At 42.3% G+C, this 23520-nt stretch carries 15 protein-coding genes; 7 read left to right on the top strand and 8 right to left on the bottom strand.

Annotation, left to right across the window (positions count from 1 at the left end; genetic code table 11):
* Window positions 1-7 precede the first annotated feature (7 nt).
* Entirely contained in the window at window positions 8-808 is an 801-nt protein-coding gene (gene cpdA / locus H6G83_RS14445) for a 3',5'-cyclic-AMP phosphodiesterase (RefSeq protein ID WP_190473306.1), read from the top strand.
* Between the two features lie 130 nt (window positions 809-938).
* On the opposite strand, the gene H6G83_RS14440 is transcribed toward cpdA, so the two are convergent.
* Entirely contained in the window at window positions 939-1538 is a 600-nt protein-coding gene (locus H6G83_RS14440; protein WP_190473303.1) for a chromophore lyase CpcT/CpeT, read from the bottom strand.
* Between the two features lie 577 nt (window positions 1539-2115).
* Between H6G83_RS14440 and H6G83_RS14435 the strand changes: the two genes are divergently transcribed.
* On the top strand, window positions 2116-3354 hold the full coding sequence (locus tag H6G83_RS14435; protein ID WP_190473300.1) for a tetratricopeptide repeat protein: 1239 nt from the start codon (window positions 2116-2118) through the stop codon (window positions 3352-3354).
* A 608-nt stretch (window positions 3355-3962) separates the two neighbouring features.
* On the opposite strand, the gene H6G83_RS14430 is transcribed toward H6G83_RS14435, so the two are convergent.
* From H6G83_RS14430 to H6G83_RS14420, 3 genes are all read right to left on the bottom strand, one after another.
* Window positions 3963-5231, bottom strand: a complete 1269-nt coding sequence (locus H6G83_RS14430; RefSeq protein WP_190473297.1) for a glycosyltransferase — start codon at window positions 5229-5231, stop codon at window positions 3963-3965.
* Between the two features lie 282 nt (window positions 5232-5513).
* The gene (locus H6G83_RS14425) at window positions 5514-6770 is read right to left on the bottom strand and encodes a glycosyltransferase (protein ID WP_190473294.1); all 1257 of its coding nucleotides are present in this window, start codon (window positions 6768-6770) and stop codon (window positions 5514-5516) included.
* Window positions 6771-6958: 188 nt separating this feature from the next.
* Window positions 6959-8218, bottom strand: coding sequence for a glycosyltransferase (locus H6G83_RS14420; protein WP_190473292.1), 1260 nt, complete (start codon window positions 8216-8218; stop codon window positions 6959-6961).
* Between H6G83_RS14420 and H6G83_RS14415 the strand changes: the two genes are divergently transcribed.
* Window positions 8217-8372, top strand: a complete 156-nt coding sequence (locus tag H6G83_RS14415; RefSeq protein ID WP_190473289.1) for a hypothetical protein — start codon at window positions 8217-8219, stop codon at window positions 8370-8372. The genes H6G83_RS14420 and H6G83_RS14415 overlap by 2 nt on opposite strands.
* 123 nt (window positions 8373-8495) lie before the next feature.
* On the opposite strand, the gene H6G83_RS14410 is transcribed toward H6G83_RS14415, so the two are convergent.
* From H6G83_RS14410 to H6G83_RS14395, 4 genes are all read right to left on the bottom strand, one after another.
* Window positions 8496-8963 (bottom strand): DUF2141 domain-containing protein, encoded by a 468-nt coding sequence (locus H6G83_RS14410; protein ID WP_190473287.1) that lies wholly within the window; start codon window positions 8961-8963, stop codon window positions 8496-8498.
* 139 nt (window positions 8964-9102) lie between these two features.
* On the bottom strand, window positions 9103-10104 hold the full coding sequence (locus H6G83_RS14405) for an NAD-dependent epimerase/dehydratase family protein (RefSeq protein WP_190473401.1): 1002 nt from the start codon (window positions 10102-10104) through the stop codon (window positions 9103-9105).
* 178 nt (window positions 10105-10282) lie between these two features.
* Window positions 10283-11461, bottom strand: coding sequence for an ABC transporter permease DevC (gene devC / locus H6G83_RS14400; protein WP_190473284.1), 1179 nt, complete (start codon window positions 11459-11461; stop codon window positions 10283-10285).
* A 94-nt stretch (window positions 11462-11555) separates the two neighbouring features.
* On the bottom strand, window positions 11556-12758 hold the full coding sequence (locus H6G83_RS14395) for an ABC exporter membrane fusion protein (protein ID WP_190473281.1): 1203 nt from the start codon (window positions 12756-12758) through the stop codon (window positions 11556-11558).
* Between the two features lie 544 nt (window positions 12759-13302).
* Between H6G83_RS14395 and H6G83_RS14390 the strand changes: the two genes are divergently transcribed.
* From H6G83_RS14390 to H6G83_RS14375, 4 genes are all read left to right on the top strand, one after another.
* Window positions 13303-14631 (top strand): ParB N-terminal domain-containing protein, encoded by a 1329-nt coding sequence (locus H6G83_RS14390; protein WP_190473278.1) that lies wholly within the window; start codon window positions 13303-13305, stop codon window positions 14629-14631.
* Window positions 14632-15527: 896 nt separating this feature from the next.
* On the top strand, window positions 15528-15806 hold the full coding sequence (locus H6G83_RS14385) for a hypothetical protein (RefSeq protein ID WP_190473275.1): 279 nt from the start codon (window positions 15528-15530) through the stop codon (window positions 15804-15806).
* 260 nt (window positions 15807-16066) lie between these two features.
* Entirely contained in the window at window positions 16067-21340 is a 5274-nt protein-coding gene (locus H6G83_RS14380) for a type I polyketide synthase (protein WP_190473272.1), read from the top strand.
* A gap of 133 nt (window positions 21341-21473) precedes the next feature.
* Window positions 21474-23198, top strand: a complete 1725-nt coding sequence (locus H6G83_RS14375) for an SDR family NAD(P)-dependent oxidoreductase (RefSeq protein WP_190473270.1) — start codon at window positions 21474-21476, stop codon at window positions 23196-23198.
* The last annotated feature ends 322 nt before the right edge of the window (window positions 23199-23520 follow it).

Below are 23520 nucleotides of genomic sequence, written 5' to 3'. Positions count from 1 at the left end.
CCTAACAATGAATGAAAAGCCTCCTATCTCTATTGCACAAGTAACAGATACGCATTTGTTAGCTTCAGAGAATCAAAGGCTACAAGGTATACTTACTACAGAGTCTTTCTTAACTGTGACAAAGCGTTTAGAAGAACTGCGACCGGAACTAGACTTGCTACTGATGACAGGAGATTTGTCTGGAGATGCTACAGCACAATCTTATGAAAATTTACAACATTATTTGAACTCACTGCAAATAGCTACTTATTGGCTACCGGGGAATCATGATTGCGCGATCGCAATGGATAAAATATTAAATCTAGGTATGGTTTCCCGACGTAAGTCGTTTCAGCGTGGAAATTGGCATTTTATTCTGCTCAATTCTGGCGTTGCTGATTCTGTACATGGTTATCTATCACCTACCATCTTAGACTGGCTAGACTCTGAGTTACAAATATCAGCAAACAACCCTACCTTAATAGCACTGCATCATGCACCTGTATCAGTAAACTCTACATGGTTAGATGCTAGCTGTCTACAAAATTCTCCAGAGTTTTTTGCTATTGTGGAACGTCATCCACAAGTCAAGTTAGTTTTGTTTGGACATATTCATCAGGAATTTCATCAGCAACGTCACGGTATTCACTACTTGGGTAGTCCCTCCACTTGTTATCAGTTTCAGCCTGGAAGTCCCACTTATGTTGTAAGTGATGATTTACCAGGGTTTCGTGTGTTAAAACTATACTCTGATGGTACATGGGAAACTAAAATTGAGCGAGTTCCCTATCCTCTGCCTATAGAGTCGGTAGTTACAGCATCGTACTAGTTTGTGATTTTTTTAACGCAGAGAAAAGTTGCGGTGCGGGGGTTCCCCCCGTTGAGCAAACTTTTCCAGTGTAAAGAAGCTACGCTAACGGTAGAAGGAGAAGTAAACTGAGTATGATTAAGGCAATTTATCACCCATTACTTATTTTTACTTCATCAGCGAAACTTTGCCAACGCACAAAGTAGAATGGCCCGGCGACAGAACCCCAGATGTGTTCATCAGTGTCTAAATCTCTTCCTCTGTCAAGGCTGATGAATTTCTCTTCGTTAATTTCAAATTCGCTATCTAAATAGGTCTTTTGTCCTTTGCGAAAGACGATGCAGCCTTTTCCTGGCTCTACCTTACCTTTGAAGCTGTTACCAGTCCACTCTACAATCATGTTACAGCCTGGTAATTTTTCTAAAGAGTCGCTAGTTAAGGTTTTTAGAAGATTGAGGTCGCGGGATGCACCGTAAAAGTTTTCTTCTTGCTTCACAGTATAATTTTCAATGTGGATGCGATCGCCTACAGTCATCAGCTTGAGTACCCGCAAACGGTAAGGTTCTTTCAGGCTATAATCATAAGCCTGTTCGACAAAAAAGCCTACCCCAGATAATACTTCCCACGGTAAAGGACGCATACACACCCGAATATGGGCGTAAAAAGGCGGATTTTCAAAAGCTTGCGCTTGATTGCTAAAATCTGCCGCCATCCAGCGTGCTAAAGTGCCTATGTCTGTAGAATGAGTCATTACATCAGATTGATTAAAAATATCTGAAAGTATTTTAAGGCTTATTGGGGATTGGGGATTGGGGACTGGGGACTGGGATATTTATTTAGGGTTGATACGTCAGGGAAATTTGCAGTTACAGTTATTAGGCATAGAGTATGACGGTTTACTGTCAATCGTCAACCGTCAACAAACTTAATAAATAGACCTCTTGCAAAAGTCGTTCTTAGCGTTCTTTTCTTTGCGTCTTCGCGCCTACCCTACGGGAACGCCTAGCGGCGAATGCGTGAGACAAAAAAAATTTATGCAAGAAGTCTAATGACTAGCAATTGACTTTAATATCTACACCTTTTGACGCACTCCCCGCAATTGAATTGCGCTTATTCTGGATTCAAACAGTGATTGTAGGCTTTGCCCATCTTACATCACCTAGTCCAATGGACAACGCCCTGCCCATATAATTATGGTATCACGACCGAATAAATGAGCCACTGCGCTCTTGCGCTCTGCCGACTTGTAGCAAGTGGCGTTCGGTCATCCGCTTATATCCCCCTTTTATAAAAAGGGGGCTTTACGCATCACGATTCGTAAAATCCTTATGGTACGCAGCTTAAGTTTCATCATTACAACTGCTATTCTTTGGCAACTTACTAGTTCTTTCACCCTAGCCAAGAGTAACGATCCTCAACAAGCGGATAGTTTTCCCCCCAGTCCGTTGGAAGTTACTACACCTGATCCACTTTTACCACCTTCACGTGGTAAACAGCCTTTAACAGCTTTAGAACAGCTAAAGTTAAAATCGGCGCTAGATGAGTTAAATCTACAAGCCGCAGCTAAATTGCAAGCTGGGGATAGTGTAGCGGCGTTTGAAATATGGAACCGCGAATTACGCTTACGTCGCTATTTAGGTGCTGTGGCTGAGGTAAAAGCACTAGCCAGGGTGGGGGATATTGCTTGGAATCAAAGCGATCGCCAACAACTATTCTACGTTACTCAAAGATTACAAGCAATCCAAAAGCAAGCACAACCTCAAAACAGAAATGCTCAAAATAACCTTGATTTAGAACTGTGGCAAGCATTAGGTGAAGCTTATCAAAAAGTGCGATCGCCTAAACCCGCCATTGAAGTTTATAATCAAATTTTAGCTGCATTTCGACAGCAACAAAATTTGCTGGCAGAAATAAACACTTTAACAACTCTTGGGGAACTACACCTGAGTTGGTTTGATTATCCCCAAGCCGCTACCACCTACGAAGAACTGTTAAAGCTGGCTGCTGCTAAGGGTGAGCGTCAGGATGAGTTAACATACCTGCAAAGGTTGGCTTACATTTACCAACAGTCCAAGCAAGCACAGAAATCAGTTGATATTTTAACTAGGCTAAAAACTATTTATACTCAAGAAGATAATATCACTCAATTGCCAAGTTTGCAACTAGCGATCGCCGCCAATTATGAAACCCTAGCCAAAGAAAATCCCACCTTACTACAACAAGCATTTAACAACTACCAAGAAGCTTACCTCACTGCTTGGCAATTACAACAATATACCCGTGCGGCTGAAGCATTAGAAAAATTAATTCCCTTGTACCGTTCTCAAGGACAAATAGACGAAGCCTTGCAAACTAGCGAAATTCTTATAGAATTGCAAGCACGCGCTGCTAATTATTATGGCATGATGCAGGCTTACGACCAAATCGGACAATTATATTTAGAACGCAAAGACTATCCACAAGCACTGACAGCCTTTCAAAATGGTTTAAAACTGGCAAAACAATTAAAGCATGAGGAGGCTTACTTCAATCAGCAAATTGAAAAAGTATCAAAAGTAAATCTTTAACAGTTATCAGTTAAATACGAGGGTAAAACACCACATCACTTGGTGTAACGCATATTTTGACGGGTTTAAATCCCTCACAATACGCCCTGGTTGACTGATAACTGATTTAATACCCAAACATCATGCAATTTTCAGGCGGAATAATTTAAATATTGAGTAATTAGGACTTACGCAACTGGCATATTTTTTCTGTAGGGTGTGTGACTGGCGATAATATTTGAACGTAGTCATGAGACTTGTAGCGTCACGCACCAACTACCAATTGTGACACTTGCGTAAGTCCTGGTAATATAGGAATTCTATTTGAATTTTGAAAAAATCTCAGTGCCTGTAGCAATGCCCAGCATATCATGGTTTTGGTGGGCATTGCCCACCCTACATACAGCAGTTTCGCTATTCGTGAAATACTGTAGAGATTGACATGTCAATCTCTACATGGTTTTGGGTTTTACGCTTGTACCTCATTTACCCAAAATATGCTGTATGTTTCAAAAATCAAATACTAATACTATATCTCCAATCCTTGGTGTTTTTCCATCTATTCGTTAATATTGAGTTCGTAGTGAGGACTTTAGTCCTCAACAAAAGGCTAAAGCCTTTACTACGAACTACTGAACAGGTGTTGCTTGTTGCTTGTTTGATGCTTGCACTAACTGATAAAGTTTGTTTTCAAACTTTTCTGTACAAGCTGACCAATCATATTGGAGAATGAAAGCACGGGCTTGTTCACCCATAGTTGTTTTCAGTTCAGGATTTTGTAAAATCGCTGTTATCTGTTGGGCAAAATCTTTCGGGTTATTAGGTTCTGCTAAAAAGCCGTTGTGACCAGATATTACTTGTTCTGATGTTGAGGTTGCGTTTGCTGCAACTACGGGAGTACCTGAAGCTAAGGCTTCGTTAGTTGTGGTACAGAAGTTTTCTGTCACCGAGGGATTAATAAATATATCGGCGCGAGCAAACCAGCCTAATAGTTCTGTACCGTGGGACTCACCCCAAATAGTGATACCAGAAACAAACTTTTCGGCGCGTTTGCGGATCTCTTCATCTAGGGGGCCGCTACCAACAATTACTAGATGGACATCAGGAATTTTAGCAGCAACTAATGGGTAAATATCTATTAATTGAGTAACGTTTTTTTCTGCGGTGATGCGTCCGACAAATAGCAATGTGGGTCTATTATCTTGGGGGATGGGGTTGTGGACGATATTGCGGGGATGGAATTTTTCACAATCAATTCCTTGATAGGGTAGATATTCACCACGTTGACATTTTAATTTTTGATACTTTTCTAGCTGTTCTCGTGAAGAAAATACATTCAGGTCATATTCTGCGCTAAATTGCTTAATTAATTGGGGAACAATGGGACGTAACAAATTAAAGAAAACATCCCCTAAGTAATATTTGATATAGGCAACAATATCTGTGTGGAATACAGATATGATTGGTGTGTTTGTGCGTTTAGCATATTTCACACCCACAGGACGACCATAACCTTGTAGCAAAGCTGAGTACATACCACGCATTTGTGCTGCTTCTTCCACTACGATGATGTCTGGCTGGAATTGTGTCAGCAGTTGAGTATCACTCCAGTAGCGATCGCTCAACGGTTGTGGTAGAGATTTATAAAATATTAATGGTTCTGTGGGAAATGCGTAGTGAGAAAAGTTAGGGAAAACTGTTAATTCTTCTAACCCTACCATCGGGCGATTTCCCACATTTTTAGGAAACTTATCATTAATTTGGGGATGAATGAGAAAAACTTCATGCCCTTGTTGCAGTAACCAGCGCACCCTTTGATGTACCGCTACTGAAACTCCAGTTAAAAAAGGGGCGTACAATCCACTAAATAGGGCAATGCGAAGCTTAGACTTGTGCATATTTTTACTAATTTGTGTATTTTTTAGAAGTAAGCTGTTACACATCTAAATTGCAGATTTTTTCCTATTGCTTGTTAACAGTTAACCGTTAACAAACCTCATGAGTAACTATGCAATTTAAAAGCGTAATCACTTATATCAGGTTTGCTTAAATACTTATCATGTCTTGGGGGCTGGTAATGGGTAATTAGTAATCGGTAGTGGCTCAAAACAATTACCTATTAGCTATTACCAATTACCCACCAAAACAACCATATTATAAGTAATTAGCCAAACTTGATATTATAGAGAAATTTGGCGATCGCTTGGTTGGTCTGATGAATGGTAAGGTCGATATTCGAGTAGATGAATATTCCAAGCCCCATAAACTTCGTAACTAACACCCCGCCAATTAACAGTTTCCATCCGCCAAGAAGTGACCATCGCCCACCCATAAATCCAATGTGTTAGAGGCATTCCTACCCACATCCTCAACATCAAAGGTACTGACAACCGGGTTACAGGTTTACCTTGGGAACTGATAACTGACTGCACAACTAACTCTAAAAACAGCATGAGCATAACTAATGCTGTGATATAAATTACATACCAACTCAAAGCAAAAGTAGCAGTGTTCCCATCTTCACCCATGAAGGCAAAAAACCACACCATTAAGAGAATTTGCGGCATCAGGATAGTGAAAACAGCATCAGCCACTACCGCCCACCACCAAGGATGGTAAAGTCGAGAAGCCAAAAGTTGACGTTGAAACCAGTATTTTAAACTAGGTAAATCGCACTCTTCTTGATTGAGCATAATCAAAGAAGGTACAAACTTGACCTTGAGGTTATATTTAGCCAAAACACTACGTATCATCGTATCTTCGCCAAAAGCTTGTCCCCATCTTTCCAACAGTCCTGTTTGATGCAGCACCTCTGTTTTCACAGCCAAAGTTCCACCCCAAGGAATGCCATATAGGTACATCTGCACCATCGCCGAAACATTCCAGATGTAGCGCACCAAAGTACCCCAATACTTACCTGTGGGTAGATACCAACGATTACCTGTAGTTGCACCAACGCTAGGATGAAGGAGAGGGCTAACTAACTCTCGTAACCAATTAGCATGGACAACAGTATCAGCATCTACCAACGCCACAACTTTATAGGAATCGTCTAATTCTGAAACAGCTTGCACTAAAGAACTGCATTTAAGACTACAACTTTGAAGTACATACCGCAAAGGACTAAAGGAAATGTTAGTTATTCCCACTTCATTGATGACATCTTCAGCAACTTGCCAAGCTGGGTCTTGTTCACTATCGATGATTAGTTTGACATGATATTGGGGATAATTTTGTTGAAGGAGCGATCGCAAACAATCTCCTAAAAAAGGATCTGCCCCCCGCAAGCATAGCAAAACTGCTGTTTTCGGTAAATGTTCATCAGGCAAGTTTATTGAACCTGAGTTCAGATACCACATAAATAGTATGACTGTAACCACTTGAACAGCTAACCAACTCACCAAAAATTTAGATATCAGAATTACTAAATCATCCATTTTTGATTAAGGGGGAGGGGAAGGGGGAGGGGGAAGGGGGAAGGGGGAAGAATTAATTGCCTTTTCTATGGACTATGGACTATGGACTATGGACTATGGACTATGGACTATGGACTATGGACTATGGACTATGGACTATTGACTATTGACTAATGACTATGGACTAATGACTAATGACTATTGACCAATCAAAGAGATATCTTCCTATCAACAGGTTGATCCAAAAAATCGTAAGGATGATACTCAACTAGCCTGATATTCCACGGGTTATAAATTCGGTAGATAATACCCCGCCATTTAACTGTTGATATCCAGAAAGAAGACACCATCGCTAACCCATATACCCACTGCGTTAGGGGAATTGCTAACAACAACTTACCCACAGTTGCAATTGATAACTTCGTTGTTCGTTGACCTTGAGCGCGAATTATAGGTTGTACTCCTAACTGCATCATCAGCATTAGTAAGAGTAATCCGAAAGTGTAGATGCTGTATGATTGCAGCAATAAACCTGCCACATCCCATTGAGCATCACCCAAAGACCACAGAAATAACAAAATTGCTAAAGAGGGGAACAAAATACTAGAAACAGCTTCACTTACTATAGCCAGCCAACGGGGATGATAAAGCCGAGAATAGAGAATGAGGCGCTGAAGATATTCAATGATGCCCAATAAATCGCACTCTTCACGATTGACCATAATCAGCGAAGGTACAAACTTTACTCGCAAACCCTGCTTTTTCAGCACATTGTGCATCATCAAATCTTCACCAAAGGCTTGCGCCCACTTTTCCAGTAGCTCCGTTTGGCGCAGTACCTCAGTTTTTATCGCTAAAGTTCCACCCCAAGGAATACCGAATAGGTACATCTGCACAACCGCAGATATGTTACCCGTGTAACGTACCAAAGAACCCCAATAATTACTGCTGGGTAGATACCAACGATGACCTGTAGTCGCCCCAATTTTGGCATCAGCTAAAGGACTAACTAATTCCCGTAACCAGTTGGGATGAGCGATAGTATCTGCATCTACTAAAGCAACTACCTGATAAGAGTCATCTAAATCGGAAATACCTTGAATTAAAGAACTGCATTTAAGACTACAGTTGTGGCGAATAATCTGTAAATGGCTGATTTGAACGTTAGTTTTACCCAATTTGTTGATAGTGTAATGGGCAATGTGCCAAGCTGGGTCATTTTGACTATCAACAATCAGTTTTAAATCGTACTCTGGGTAGTCCTGTTGTAGTAGCGCTTCTATACATTTGGGTAAAGAAGGATCGGCTCCTCGCAGGCAAAGAATTACCGCCGCTTTGGGTAGTTGGTCATCAGATGATTTTGTGGGGCGCGATGTCCGTAAATAAAACAGAAATATCAAAGACAAGCATACCTGAATAACTAACCACCCCAGCAAAGATTTAGACAAAAATATTGCCAACTCTTTCATGACATTTATATCTCCGGGAGTGGAAAGTAGGGAGGTGAGGGAGATGAGGGAGTGGGGGGAGATGGGGGAGATGAGGGAGATGAGGGAGTGGGGGGAGATGAGGGAGATGATGGAGATGAGGGAGATGAGGGAGATGAGGGAAACCCACCCCTAACCCCTCCCAGGAGGGGAATAGGGAAATGAGGGAGTAGGGGAGAGTAACAACTGTCAACTGTCAACTGTCAACTGTTAACTGTCAACTGTTAACTGTCAACTGTCACCTGTCACCTACCATTATTTACGGATCAAGTGAGTATTTGACGGAAATGTTGATGGTAGTGTTCTTGTTAACTGTAAAACTTGACTTGTTAAATTTTGGTGATCCTGTTTGAATAGATACGGTGGGGTTATTGGAAATTCCAAAACCTTCTTTGGGAATACCGAAGAAGTCTGTATCTAATTTGTGATTGGCGTTTTGGTCATCGACGATCGCTACAGCATATTTACCTGGTTTTAAGCCATAAAAGCTCTTGGTAACAGATTTGCCTGTAATTTTTTTACAGCCACTTTGGACTTCACTGGTATCACTCATGGGAAATCCTTTCTCGTTGGCGTAAACTCGAAAGCAAATCTCGCCTTTTTGATGGCGGATACCGTTGACTACAACTGTTAACTTAGTTGTAGGTTCTGCATTGACTGCACTGATACAGCCTAAGCTCAACAAAGATGCTAATAAAAGATGACGCAACTGAGAAATTCTCATCATAAAATGGCACTCCTTAGAGGATTGTTTGGGAATTTAAACCACAGAGGTATGAAGACACAGAGTACAAAATCCATCTTTTCTCTGTGCCTCTGCGTCTCTGTGGTTCTATATTTCTACAACCAAGGCACGAGAAATTTAGCTATTTAACTAGCTTTTGAATATCTGTTTTCTGCACCCATGCTTTTGTTTGACGTAGACCTTCTTCTAGGTCTATTTTTGGTTTAAAGTCAAGCAATGTTTGTGCTTTGGCAATAGAATAAGCATGAGGACGAGTCATAAAATCTACTGATTCTGGAAGAATGTCTGCTTTTTTACGAAATAGTTTTTGTCCTTGATTTCGTAGTTTTAGAAACAATTTCATTTCATCTTTTGGGATAGACATCGGCGCGGGTGAACCTTCCATTGCGGCTAGGCGCATGAAGTATTCTTTCCAGGTGGTTTGTTCGCCGTCGGTGATATTAAATATTTCACCGTAAGCCTCTTTTTCTAATGCTAAAAAGATGGCATCAATGAGGTTGTCTATGTAAAGATGATTGAAGATTCCTTGACCGTCGTTGGCATAAGCAAATAATTTTTGCCGCATCATCAGTAAAGGTCTGACTATCCAAGGAATACTTCCAGGGCCGTAAACGTCGCCGGCGCGAATGATAATTAGACCAAAATCAGGGGGAGAGTTTAAGGGTAAGAGTTCGGCTTCAGCTTCGATTTTAGTTTGGCAGTAGGGATTATTATCGGCGGAAAGTGGCCCGGTTTCGGTGATGCGATCGCTATAATTAAACCCATAAACCATGACGCTAGAAAGATGCACGAAGCTTTTCACACCAGCAGTTTTAGCAGCTTTGGCTATATTCACTGCACCAGCGACATTGATTGAGCGAAAATTCTGGATAGGGCCTGCTTCTTCGGTCAATTGTGCGGTGTGAAGAACAATGTCTACTCCTTGACAAGCCTTTTGAGCGATCGCTGCATCAGTAATACTACCAACAATCACTTCAGCACCTAATTTCTGTGCCTTTTCTTGATTGCTAGAACTTTGCAACCCACGCACTTTTATACCTTTGGCGATCGCTAACTCAGCCGCACGCCAACCAATAAATTCATCAATCCCAGTAATCAGCAGAGTCTTATTTTGCAAATTCATCATGCAGGTTTATTGATTTACTAAAGTTTAATCAGTTGTCAGTTATCAGTTGTCAGTTGACAGTTGACAGGTGACAGGTGACAGTTATTCTCCTCTGCTCCTTTCCCCTCCTGGGAGGGGTTAGGGGTGGGTTGCTCCTCTGCTCTCCTGCTCCTCTGCTCCCCCCAGTCCCCAATCCCTAAAAGATATCAGCCGGGTCGGCGGAACGTAATTTGTTAATAGCCAATGCACCGGAAGTAATGCACATTAATACTGCCGATATAAAGACAATAAGGGCATTATTTATAGTCATAACAATTGGTAGTTTTGTAGATTGCATTGCAAAATCATATAAGCCTACAGACACTATAAACCCTGGAATATAAGCTAATAATGCCAAGATTAAAGCTTGTTGAAAAACTACGTTTAATAAATAAGTATTGGGATAACCAATTGCTTTTAACGTTGCATAGGCAATAAATTGAGTAGCAATATTACTGTAGAGAATTTGATATACAATTACTACACCCACAACTGAAGCCATCGTCAACATTAAGTTCAAAATAAAACCAATGGGCGTTCTAGCAGACCAATATTGTTTTTCAAAGTCAATAAAGCCTTTGCGAGTAAAAACCCTCACATCATTAGGTAAATTAGCTTCCAAATTTGCGGCAACTTTTTCTTTATCAGCATTAGGATTGAGTGTAATTGCGCCAATATCAATTCTTTCTGCTGGGCGGGTATTAGGATTGATCCGCAAGAAGGTTGAATCACTAACAATTAAGTTTCCATCCACACCAAAGGAAGGACCTAAACTGAATAAACCGCCGACTCTGACCTTATAGCCAATAGGGGCATCAAAAGGAAAGATTTCAATCGTCTGTTCTGTATCTCCTTTGTCAAAATTGGCAGCGATGGGGCCAAATTCTGGGCGTGAATCTCTGTCAAAAAGCATGACATCAGGAATTTTCAGTTTATCTAAATTCTGCTCAACTTCTGGGATATTCATTAATGATTGTCCTGGGTCGAAGCCAATCACATAAATTGAATATTTTTCCCCAGTTTCGGGATTTTTTAATTTAGCAAACTGTAAATACATAGGATTAACAGATTCTACCCCGTCAAACCCTAAAGATTGGTATAATCGAGTTCGAGAAAAGCTTTGACTTGAGGTCAAAGATTTATATTGGGAACTGACTAAAAATAAGTCACCGCGTAGTTTCTGGTGGACTGCGGTAGCACTAGAGTAAAGTGCATCTTGGAAACCAAGTTGCACAAACATCAGCAAGACAATAAAAGCAATGCCAGCTACAGCTACAAGAAAACGTATTCTTTGCTGGGCTAACTGTAGCCAGGCCAAAGGTATTTTAAAATTCATATTGATTTTGTCAGTTGTTAGTTGTCAGTTGTCAGTTGTCAGTTGGCAGTTGACAGTTGGCAATTACCAATTACCAATTACCAATTACCAATGACTAAATTTGAATCGCTACATCAACTTGCAGGTTGGTCAAACGTGCTACTCGTTCGCTATCTGCGGGGTTATCGATAGAAATTTTGACTTCAACTATACGGCGGTCTGTATCGGATCTGGGATTAAGGCTGAAGATGCTTTGTTTATCGACTTGCCAACCTATAATTCTGACTGTTCCTGGCAATCTACCAGCAAATGCGGTGCTGGTAATAGTGGCTTTTTGACCTACACGTACATTTTGAATATCTGTTTGATAAACTTCGGCAATTACATACATCTGCGATGTTTTACCGATGTCAGCAAATCCATTACTAGGGATAACTTCGCCTGTTTTGGCGTGAATTTTTAAGATTCTGCCATCTCTGGGAGCTTTGATGTAACTGAGTTCGAGGTCGGCTTTGGCTTGTTGAACAGCAGTTACAGCACTTTTGACTTCCATTTGTGCTAAATCTACATCTACAGACCGCACCTCTTTCACGCTACTCAGTTTGGCGTTAGCTTCTTTAATTTGGTTAGCAAGAGTGTTCTGAGAACGGCTGAGAGCGGCTTGGGCTTCTACTAACTGTTGTTCTACAGTTTTGACTTGTAGAGCTTTAGTATCCGCTACGGAGGCAGAAACAGCACCTTCTTTAAATAATTTTTGATAGCGCTCATTTTCAGTTTGAGCGTTAGTCAGTTCGGCTTGGATACGGTCGATTGTTGCTTGTTGGGTGGCTACTTCGCCTTTTAATTGAGACTGTAAATTAGCAACTGTCGCTTTTTGAGCTTCGATGTCTCCAGATTTAGGCCCAGCTTTGACTTGTGCTAATTTAACTTTGGAAATTTGCAGTTTATCCAAAGCCTGTTGTAATGCGGAATTAGCACGGTTATAATCTTCGAGATAGGCTAGTACTTGTCCTGCTTGTACCTCCTCTCCTTCCTTGACTAACAACCTTTCCACTCGAATACCGTTGGTAGAACTGGGAGCAGATAAGGTAGTGATTTCTCCTTCTGGTTGCAAACGTCCCAAAGCAGTGACAGCAACTTTTGCGGGAGCCACTTTAGTAGATTTCTCATCCCGAACAGGAACTGGCGATCGCAGCTTATTTGGTGACAAAGTATAAAAGGATATTAGTCCTGTTGCCAATACCGCAGAAGCAGCCAAAATTAACCGCCACCGATTATCGGGTTTCATGAATAATTGGCGTTCTTTATTTACTGCCATATTTTCATTCCAAATTATAATTGTGACTAGCTAGAAAATAGCCAAGGTAGTTTGTTTGGTAAACTGCTACACATTCATCCGCAACTCACCAAAAACTCTTTTCTTATATAGCAGGGGACAGGCGTTTAAACTTCTTGCTAAAAGGATTTGATGATTTATCCATGTCCTTAACCTATGTGGCTACTGCTACAACATTATTCTTAGTGACATTCACAGCCTCAAAACTTCCTAATCTATATAACTACAGCCATGCTTACTGAAACCACGCTCTAGGGACTTCCTCACCTCACTTTCTCAAATCTCCCCTCCGCATCCCTCAGCGCCAACTTCAGTTAATTGCCTCTGCGTTGAAAAAACTCTACCTATACTTCTCTATTGACCACTGTATTATCGACGCATTGTTCTTGCCCAAGTTGTGTGCTATAAGACATTCTCATAATTTTTGCCGATAAAATCATCATTTCCACATAATAAAGAAACTTATCAGCTGTATCTTAGTCGTAGTCTTAAGTATTTGCATCGGACGCATTGAACAATACTCACTATGCCTATAGTACCCATAGACCAAATAAAAATCGGTCGCAACCGCCGTCCGGTCAAGGGTGATAAAGTTGATGAATTAAAAGAGTCGATCAAAGCTAATGGTCTATTAAATCCTATTACGGTAGACCAGCAACTAACTCTCATCGCTGGACTGCACCGACTGACGGCTTGCAAGCTGTTGGGGTTAGAAGTGATTGAATGTCGCATTATCAATTATCAAGATGCTGACCAAGCCAGGTTAGCCGAAATTGATGAAAATTTGATTCGCAATGAGTTAGAACCTTTGGAACGCTCAGAATTATGGTTAGAACGTGACCAAATTCTGGAACGTATGGGCTTGCGGGCGAAGGTTGGGGATAATCAACATACCTTAAAAGGTAGTGAAACCATTACACCACCTCCGAAGAGGACGTTGGAGTTAGCCAGAGAAGCTGGTTACTCAGAACGTACCTTCCAACATGGTAAGCAAATTGCCAAAAGTATTCACCCAGAAGTCAAACAGTTAATTAAAGGTACGCCCGTTGCGGATAGCCCCACAGCATTATTGCAGATAGCTAGGGCGGGAACGCAGGAGCGAAATTTGGCACAGAAGGCGCAACAGGACTGCGAGTTAGCCCTAGCCAGGGGAGATCAAGCAGAAGCACAACGCCAAGCAAAACTGGTAGAGGAGTTTGAGGTTAAGCATAAAACTGCTCAGATACTAGCTTACAAAAGTGCGATCGCCCAAAAGGAAGCGAAGTTAGCCGCCAAGAAAATTCAACGCCAAGCAAAACCATTAGTAAGTAATGAAATCGCTGTGCAAACTGGTGATGAATGGATATTAGGCAGACACCTTGTATATTGCGGTGATACAGCTAATAAATCCGAGTTTAGAAATATGTTACCTTCTGATGCGGCGCTGGCGATCGCTACCCTTTCCTCTACCTGGGAACATGATTACTTAGTTGATGAAGCCAAAGTTGTCGCTGTCATCCGTTCTGAGGGTAATATTTATGAATTTTATCAGCGTAGTCAAATGCCATTTCAATATGAATTATTACTAGGCAATTTTTATGTAGGAATTTTCTCTCATCAAGAAATAGCTAAACCCCAAACAGCCATAAATATTGGAGAAATTGAAGGAATTGTGAATTATTTGCTCAATTTGTACAGCAATCCTCATCATTTTGTGATTGCTCCTTTTATGGGAAATGGTGAAATTTTAGTTAGTTGTGAAAGAATGGGAAGAATTTGTTTTATTGGTGACAGCAATTCAGGATTAGTTCGTCACGGACTTGGTAGATGGCAAAAATGGACAAATAAACAAGCACAAAAACTCAATAGGTATTAAGGAGGGGGAAAGGGGAAAGGGGAAAGGGGAAGGGGAAAGGGGAAAGAAACTAATGATAACTCTTAACTGTCAACTGTCAACTGTCAACTGTCAACTGTCACCTGTCACCTGTCACCTGTCACCTGTCACCTGTCAAATTCTTCTGTAACTTGTTTGTCAGACGCTAATTTATCTGACTATGAATTTTGAGAATTCATCACAAAGGGATTATTTGTTTAATATGCACAATATATAAAATAATTATTTGCTGGATAGCTACTTCTTGGTTATGCTAAGTCGTTTATATTAAAAAATCATCAAAATGATGGCTTTGGTTGTGAGATTATCCTGAATAGGAAATTTTCGCAGCCTAGTAATTAAATCTATTTGCTTGTACATTGACTACTGTTAACGTAAATAACTTGAATGCCTTTTGCATCCATATCTAGCTATGCTTACAGCCTTGAGCGGGCTACTTACCTACTATTAACTTATAGTGATTAGTTATACTATTAGACTATGGTTAATCTTAATCACTCATCAACAAACAACTATTTTTTTTATAAAAATAGTTTAATGAAATGATTTAGTTTCTATGAACTATGCTATTGTTTGTATTAATTCAATTCTTATAAGAGGCAAGGCAATTTAGTTATTTAATCCTGCGTGTAACAGCAACAACTAAACACAATAGAGCATGAAAGAAATAACTATTAAGTTGAAAGCATACCCAACTTTCTGCCTTCTGCCTTCTGCCTTCAAAACACTGCATCACCATCACCTTTTATATGGTTAGGCAATTGTGCAAATTATCGGTGTGGTTTCGGAGTAAAGGTGATGTTTCTTCTGTAACGAACTTGTCAACTTTTGCGGGTTAAATCCCATAAAATATATTATCTTGGACGCTGAAACTAGCTATGGCATTCATTAAGATACAGAACGTTGTCATTAATACCAGCTACGTGGCTGCGGTGAAGCTAGATAATGAAAATAGTTTGGGAGAAAATAGCGTTTCTGTTTTAATAGCTACTCCTCAGTTTCCATCGTCCCACAGGGATGCAATTGCTCAAAACCTCTACCATCATGAATGGATAGAATTTACTGGTCAAGCTGCGATCGCTCTCCAAGATTATTTTACCAGTTTCAACAACGTTATTGACCTATTACCACAATATCACGAATCAAATGTTGGATAACATCTTTTGATTAAGGGTATAGGGGTATAGGGGTGTAGGGGTGTATGTTACATAAATCTTTTACCCTACACCCTCACTTCCTTACATCTAGACCAATTCAAAATTCCTTAATTTTGAATTTTGAATTGGTATTACCAGCATTTAGCCTGACCTAGAAACGCACATAGGATAGGTAGTTGCTAACTTGCGCTTATTTTAACTGAGCAACAGAAATTACTGTAGCTGCAATATCCACAGTACTCCAGAACAGTATATGTCCTATGGCTGCTAATCCAATTGATACTGCCTTAGCGGAGTTAGAAGCCCAAATAAATAACTGCGAAAAGGCTTTGTTGAGGTGTATTGAGGAAAAAAAAATGAAATCAGAAAAACCCATGTCCATTAACAAAATTAACAGACAACTACAACATAATCCTATAGCCATCATTGGTATGGCCTCCCTACTACCAGAAGCGAGAAATTTACGGCAGTATTGGCAAAACATAGTTAATAAAATTGATTGTATTACTGATGTTCCTGACACCCACTGGAGTGTGGAAGATTATTACGACCCCAACCCCAGAACACCGGAGGATAAAACCTATTGTAAACGCGGCGGGTTTATTCCAGAGGTTGATTTTAACCCAATGGAATTTGGTATTCCTCCTAGCATTTTGGAAGTAACAGACGTTTCCCAACTATTAAGTTTAGTAGTTGCGAAAGAAGCGATGGAAGATGCAGGTTATGGCGAATCTCGTGAATTTAACCGCGAGTTTGTGGGTGTAATATTAGGTGTGGCGATGGCGAAACAATTGGGTATGCCATTGTCTGCAAGGTTGGAATATCCAGTGTGGGAAAAAGTTCTCAAAAGCAGTGGACTTTCTGACGAAGACACCAAGAAAATCGTTGATAAAATCAAAAGCGCTTACGTCAAGTGGGATGAGAACGCCTTCCCTGGGATGTTAGCTAACGTTGTCGCCGGACGTATCGCCAACCGCTTGAACTTTGGCGGGATGAACTGCGTTGTGGATGCGGCTTGTGCTAGTTCCTTTGGTGCGTTGAAAATGGCGATTAGCGAATTAGTGGAACATCGCGCCGACATGATGCTAACTGGGGGTGTGGATACAGATAACACCATCATGGCTTACATCTCCTTTAGCAAAACCCCAGCCGTATCTCCTAGCGAGAACGTCAAACCCTTCGATGCTAAATCTGATGGGATGATGCTGGGGGAAGGTATCTGTATGCTGGTGTTGAAGCGTTTGGAAGATGCAGAACGAGATGGCGATCGCATTTATGCAGTCATCAAAGGTATTGGTACTTCCAGCGATGGACGCTACAAGAGTATATATGCGCCCCGGAAGGAAGGACAAGTCAACGCCCTCCGCCGCGCTTACGAAGATGCAGGTTTCTCTCCCGCTACCGTCGGTCTGATGGAAGCCCACGGTACAGGGACAATGGCTGGCGACCCCACCGAGTTCAGTTCTTTAAGAGATTTCTTTGCTGAACAGGACAACAAAAAGCAGCATATCGCTTTAGGTAGTGTAAAATCCCAAATTGGTCACACCAAAGCGGCTGCGGGTGCAGCAAGTCTAATTAAAACAGCCTTGGCACTGCATCATAAAGTATTACCAGCAACAATTAATATTACCGAGCCTAATCCTAAGCTGAAAATTGAAGAATCTGCTTTCTATCTTAACACCGAAACTAGACCTTGGATTCGGGCGGAAGGGGAAGCACCAAGACGCGCTGGGGTAAGTTCCTTTGGTTTCGGTGGGACGAACTACCACGTAGTTTTGGAAGAGTACGAAGCAGAACAAAACCGTCCCTACCGTTTACACAGCACACCCCAGGAAATCTTACTGTTTGCATCCAACCCTGGGGAACTCCTCAAGCAATGTGAGGAAGTTCTGGGTAAGTTGCAATCAGAAGCTGGTGATAGACATTACTCGCAATTGCTGCAAGAACTGAGTCAAGCGGGAGAAATTCCTGTGAATGCGGCGAGAGTGGGTTTTGTGGCGGAGAATTTACCAGAAGCTTGCAAATTCCTCCAAACCAGCATCGACTGGCTCAAGCATAAGGCTGGTGCGGCTAACTGGGAACATCCCCAAGGTATTTATTATCGCGCCTCTGGGTGGGAATTAGGTGGTAAGGTTGTCTCACTGTTCTCTGGTCAAGGTTCCCAATACCTAGAAATGGGTAAGGAACTGGTGATGAACTTCCCCATTCTGCGTCGTCTGTTCGGTTATATGGATGGGTTGTTACTCAAAGATAACTTACGCCCTCTGTCAGAGATTGTTTTCCCCAACCCTGTGTTCTCGGAAGCAGAGAAAAATGCTCAAGTTGCTGCATTGCAACGCACAGAATATGCACAGCCAGCGATTGGGGCGTTTAGTGCGGGGCTGTACGCTATCCTCAAACAAGCTGGATTTAAGTCTGACTTTGTAGCTGGACACAGCTTTGGCGAAATTACTGCACTGTGGGCGGCGGGTGTGTTGAGTGACGCAGATTATATGTATCTGGTGAAAGCTAGGGGTCAAGCAATGGCTGCGCCAGAAGACCCAGACCATGATGCGGGGACAATGTTGGCGGTGAAGGAAGACATCAACAAAATTGAACCTATCATTAAGCAGTTTCCCCAAGTTAGCATCGCTAATTACAATTCTCCCACCCAGGTGGTTTTGGCAGGGCCGACCGCCGAAATTGCGAAAGTGCGTCAAGCTTTACAAAGTCATGGTTATGCGGCTGTACAGTTACCAGTTTCCGCCGCTTTCCACACCTCTCTGATTGCTTTCGCGCAGAAATCATTTGCGATCGCCACAAAATCAGTACAATTCCAAGAGCCGAAAATTCCTGTATTCACCAATGTTACAGGTAAAGCCTACCCCAAAGACCCCCAAGCGATTCAAAAAATCCTCGAAACTCACCTAGCTAACTCGGTGTTGTTTAAGCAGGAGATTGAAAATATCTACGCTGCTGGCGGTACTTGTTTCGTAGAATTTGGGCCGAAGCGCATTCTTACCAACTTGGTGAAAGATATTTTAGGCGATCGCCCCCACACTACCATATCCTTGAACCCCAGCACCCAGAAAAATAGCGATCGCTCTCTGCGGGAAGCAGTCGTACAAATGCGTGTGCTAGGTATGCAGTTGAAAAATCTCGACCCATACCAAGCCCCACCAGCACTACCCCCAGCCGAGAAAAAGAAAGGTCTGAATGTCACCTTACGGGGTATCAACTATGTCTCCGACAAGAGCAAAAAAGCTTGGGAAGATGCGTTAAACGACGGCTTCAAAATTTCCTCCTCCCCAGTCCCCAGTCCCCAGTCCCCAGTCCCCAAAGAAACCAACGGTAACGGACACCACAAACTCACCGAACTACCCAAATTAGAAAAATTTACCAATCCCAAACCTGAAATGAACTCTGCGATCGTTTCACCCCAACTAGCCGAAGAAAAGACAATGCAAACACCAGAAAAACTGGATAACTACAAGCGAGTGCTAGAAAGCTTAGAGTACCTGATGACCAAGTTCCAGCAAAACCAAACTGAGAACTTACAAGTTCATGGTACTTACCTCAACCATCAGATGGAATATACCAAAGCCTTCTTCCAACTGATGCACCAACAAAATGCCCTGTTTGCTAACGCCAAATCTTCTCAAGAAGCTGCCCAGCTAAAGCTAGTTGTGATGGAAAGCTTAGAGCGCAGCATGATGCAGTTTCACTCTCAACAAGGTGAAACCCTCCGCATCCATGAAAAATACCTTCAGGAACAGGTAGCATACGCCAGAAATTTCTTTGAACTGATTCAACAACAATATTCTACAGTGTTGTCTGCTCAGGTGAATGCACCAGTAAGCGAAACACCAGTTAAGGAAGTTCCCGCTTTCACTATCGAAACACCCGTAATTGCAACGCCTGTAACTCCCACCCCCGTCGCACCTCAACCTGAGTCTGTCGTCAAAAATAACTTCAGCATCGTTGATGCACCCGTAACAAGCGCACCTACAGCTTGGCAAATTCAAGCTGAACCTGTAGTTGAAGCACCCGCACCCGCTTCTGTTATCTCCACCGTTGAGCCAGTAGTGGAAGCACCTGTAGTTGCACCCGTAGTCAAGCAAGTTATTGAAGTTACCCCCGCACCTGTAGCACCAGCAATTAATGTTGCTGACTTGGGTAAAAACCTCCTGACAATTATCAGCGATAAAACTGGCTACCCGGTGGAAATGCTGGAAATGGAAATGGACATGGAGGCGGACTTGGGTATTGACTCCATCAAACGGGTAGAAATCTTAGGTGGATTACAAGAATTGTATCCCGACCTACCCAAGCCCAACTTAGAAGAACTAGCAGAAAAACGCACCATCGGGCAAATTGTTGATTACTTGCAAGCTAACGCCGCTATCAGCCACACCGTAGAAGTTGCAATTCAACAAGCGCAACAAGCAGCCGAGATGGTAGCGCCCGTAGTCACTGCAACTATACCTACACCTGAAGTTGTAGTTATTCCTGCAACTCCTGCACCGGAAGCTGTAGACACCTCAGATTACGCAGACTTGGCGCAAACCCTGCTCAACATTACCAGTGAAAAAACTGGCTACCCAGTAGAAATGCTGGAACTAGATATGGACATGGAAGCCGACTTGGGTATCGACTCCATCAAACGGGTAGAAATTCTGGGCGCAATGCAAGAAGCATACCCCAATCTACCCAAACCCAACATCGAAGAATTAGGCGACCTCCGCACCATCGGTCAAATTGTAGACTACCTGCAAAAGCTGGTGGGAGGTGAAAAAAAAAAGTCTCAGCCTAAGCGCGAGTGGGAGCCTGTCCGCATAATTGAGAACGTCCAACGCCGTCCAGCCAAACTCAAATACCTCCCCGCACCGGATAGCTTGGACTTTTCTTTACCAGAGGGACACATCTGTTTAATTACCGATGATGGTTCCCTCACCACCTCCCAAGTAGCCCAGTCCCTCACAGAACGCGGTTGGAAAGTGGTAGTCTTAAGCTTCCCCCAATCCTTAGTCTCCCAAGAATCACCATTACCCGCCAGCGTCAACCGCGTCACCCTCGCAGATATGAGCGAAGAACTACTCCAATACAAATTATCTGCGATCGCTACCAACTACGGCTCAATCGGCGCTTTTATCCACATCCACCCTACATTCCAAAATCAAGGGTTGTACATACCACAAGAAAAAGAAATTGTCAAGCACGTATTCTTCATGGCGAAACACTTGAAGAAATCTCTCACCGAAGCAGGACGTTACGATCGCAGTTGTTTCTGCACTGTTACCCGGTTAGATGGAGCCTTTGGATTTGAGCATAACACCAACTTTGGTGCGATCGCAGGTGGTTTATTTGGACTAGTCAAGACGTTGAGATGGGAATGGGCGAATGTATTCACCAGAGGAATTGACCTCAGCCCCACCCTCAACCCTCAACAGTCAGCACAACATATAGTTGAGGAACTCTTCGATCCTAACCTCTACATCACTGAAGTCGCCCACAATTCTCAAGGACGCTTCACTCTCGTCAGTTCTTTTGAGTAATTAACTCTGTGCTAACCTTTGCGTTCTTCTGCGTTGAAAAAAATACTCTCATTACCTCACGCAAAGGCGCAAAGGCGCAAAGAAGGAAGGGCGCAAAGATTTTCGCAAGTATAATATTTAAGTGTTTGATAATATGGCTACATTGACTCTGGTTCGTTCGGTTTTTGTTGTAAGTGGTGGTGCTAAGGGAATTACAGCGCAGTGTGTAATTGAATTGGCAAAGCACCAGCCTTGTACATTTATTCTCCTCGGTCGGTCGGAAGTGATGGAAGAGCCGGAATTTGCTCGTGACTGTGTTGAGGAGTCGGCTTTAAAAAAAGCAATTATGCAGCATCTCCTCAGTCAAGGTGAGAAGCCTACGCCGATGGCGGTGCAGAAGATTTATCAGAAGATTGTTTCTAGTCGAGAAATTAAAGCGACTTTGGCAGCGATCGCCGCTACAGGTTCCCAGGTAGAATATCTTGATGTTGATGTGACTGATGTTACTCAGTTACAGCAAAAGTTAGCGGCTGTGTCTGCACGGGTGGGAACTATTACCGGGATAATTCACGGTGCGGGTAATCTAGCTGATAAGTTGATTGAGAAGAAGACAGACCAGGATTTTGAAAAAGTTTATACAGCTAAGGTGCAAGGGTTAGAGAATTTACTGACTTGCATTGATGCCAAACAATTGCAGCATTTGGTGTTGTTTTCCTCCGTGGCTGGGTTTTATGGGAATATTGGACAATCAGATTATGCGATCGCCAATGAAATCCTCAACAAATCTGCCCATCTCATCAAGCAAAACAATCCCCATTGTCACGTAGTCGCCATCAACTGGGGCGGTTGGGACAGTGGAATGGTAACACCAGAACTCAAGAAAGCCTTTGCGGAACGAGGAATTGATATCATCCCTGTGGATGTGGGGACAAAAATGTTGGTTAACGAACTGCATCCCAGCCACCGAGATTCTACCCAAGTGGTAATTGGTAGCCCCATCATCCCCCCACCCACACCCCTAGATCCGCAACTACGTAGCTATCGCCTGCGTCGCCGTCTCACACTAGAGGCCAACCCCTTCCTACATGACCACGTAATTGCAGGTACAGCCGTCCTTCCAGCCACCTGTGCCATGTCTTGGATGATTAACGCTTGCGAAGAACGTTATCCAGGTTACAAATATTACAGTTGCAAAGACTTTAAAGTTTTGAAGGGTATCACCTTCAATCATGTTCTAGCCAGCGAACATATTTTAGAAATACAAGAACTCGCCAAACATGGTTCTGAGTCTGTTGAATTTCAGACCACAATTTACAGTAAAACTCCCCAAGGTAAAACCCATTATCACTTCAGCGCTCATGTTACCATCGTGCAAAAGTCGCCAGAAGCGCCAATTTACGAAGGTATAAATCTCAAAGAAGATAACATTATCAGCACAACTGGTAAAGACTTTTATCAAAATGGAGATTCCACATTATTTCACGGCCCTGCATTTCAAAAAATCACCAGAGTCTTGAACATTAACTCTGAGAAAATCACAGTCGAATGCTTCTGGGCTAAAATCCCCGAAGAAGTCCAAGGACAATTCCCTGTCAGATGGTACAATCCCTACTCCACCGATTTAAGTACACAACCTTTGTGGTTATGGTTAAGCCATGTGCATCAAGAAGTATGCTTACCCGGACAGTTAACCCAATCAGATCAATTTAGACCCATCCCTTGTGATGAACCCTTCTACGTGTCTTGTGAAATTATCAACAAAACCGCCACAGGCGTAACCGCCAACTTCCTCCTCCACGACAACGAAGGCAAACTTTATTCACGCATCCTAGCCGCGAAAGCAATTATTGCACCGATGAATCTACACAAACCAAAGTAACAGTTGACAGTTGACAGTTATCAGTGGAATGGTATAAGTAGCCTACTATACGTTTGATAACTGTTCACTGTTCACTGATAACTGTTCACTGACACTCCCCAATTCTTAAAACAAACCTCGCAAAACATCCTAAATAAATTAGGATTGCTATAGTAGGCCGATATTAATCAGCCTTACATCCTTGCTCGTCTGCGAATAACTGTAAATCCATCCTAATTAATTCTCTGTGCCTCTGTGCCTCTGTCGTTTAGAAACATCTTATTTCACCACAGAGACACGAAGACACAGAGGGGAATAGCGTAAATCCAATAAGTAGTAATTC

Origin of the sequence: Anabaena azotica FACHB-119, assembly GCF_014697625.1 — a bacterium.
In the GTDB taxonomy this organism is placed as follows: domain Bacteria; phylum Cyanobacteriota; class Cyanobacteriia; order Cyanobacteriales; family Nostocaceae; genus Trichormus; species Trichormus azoticus_A.
Note: the sequence above shows the minus strand (reverse complement) of the source record. Positions and strands in the feature narration are given on the sequence as shown.

Coding starts and splice junctions, on each gene's coding strand:
- H6G83_RS14395 (WP_190473281.1), bottom strand. CDS start 12,758: ATGGCAGTAAATAAAGAACGCCAATTATTCATGAAACCCGATAATCGG.
- H6G83_RS14405 (WP_190473401.1), bottom strand. CDS start 10,104: ATGAATTTGCAAAATAAGACTCTGCTGATTACTGGGATTGATGAATTT.
- H6G83_RS14375 (WP_190473270.1), top strand. CDS start 21,474: ATGGCTACATTGACTCTGGTTCGTTCGGTTTTTGTTGTAAGTGGTGGT.
- H6G83_RS14390 (WP_190473278.1), top strand. CDS start 13,303: ATGCCTATAGTACCCATAGACCAAATAAAAATCGGTCGCAACCGCCGT.
- H6G83_RS14440 (WP_190473303.1), bottom strand. CDS start 1,538: ATGACTCATTCTACAGACATAGGCACTTTAGCACGCTGGATGGCGGCA.
- devC (WP_190473284.1), bottom strand. CDS start 11,461: ATGAATTTTAAAATACCTTTGGCCTGGCTACAGTTAGCCCAGCAAAGA.
- H6G83_RS14415 (WP_190473289.1), top strand. CDS start 8,217: ATGACATTTATATCTCCGGGAGTGGAAAGTAGGGAGGTGAGGGAGATG.
- H6G83_RS14385 (WP_190473275.1), top strand. CDS start 15,528: ATGGCATTCATTAAGATACAGAACGTTGTCATTAATACCAGCTACGTG.
- H6G83_RS14420 (WP_190473292.1), bottom strand. CDS start 8,218: ATGAAAGAGTTGGCAATATTTTTGTCTAAATCTTTGCTGGGGTGGTTA.
- H6G83_RS14430 (WP_190473297.1), bottom strand. CDS start 5,231: ATGCACAAGTCTAAGCTTCGCATTGCCCTATTTAGTGGATTGTACGCC.
- H6G83_RS14435 (WP_190473300.1), top strand. CDS start 2,116: ATGGTACGCAGCTTAAGTTTCATCATTACAACTGCTATTCTTTGGCAA.
- H6G83_RS14380 (WP_190473272.1), top strand. CDS start 16,067: ATGGCTGCTAATCCAATTGATACTGCCTTAGCGGAGTTAGAAGCCCAA.
- H6G83_RS14410 (WP_190473287.1), bottom strand. CDS start 8,963: ATGATGAGAATTTCTCAGTTGCGTCATCTTTTATTAGCATCTTTGTTG.
- H6G83_RS14425 (WP_190473294.1), bottom strand. CDS start 6,770: ATGGATGATTTAGTAATTCTGATATCTAAATTTTTGGTGAGTTGGTTA.
- cpdA (WP_190473306.1), top strand. CDS start 8: ATGAATGAAAAGCCTCCTATCTCTATTGCACAAGTAACAGATACGCAT.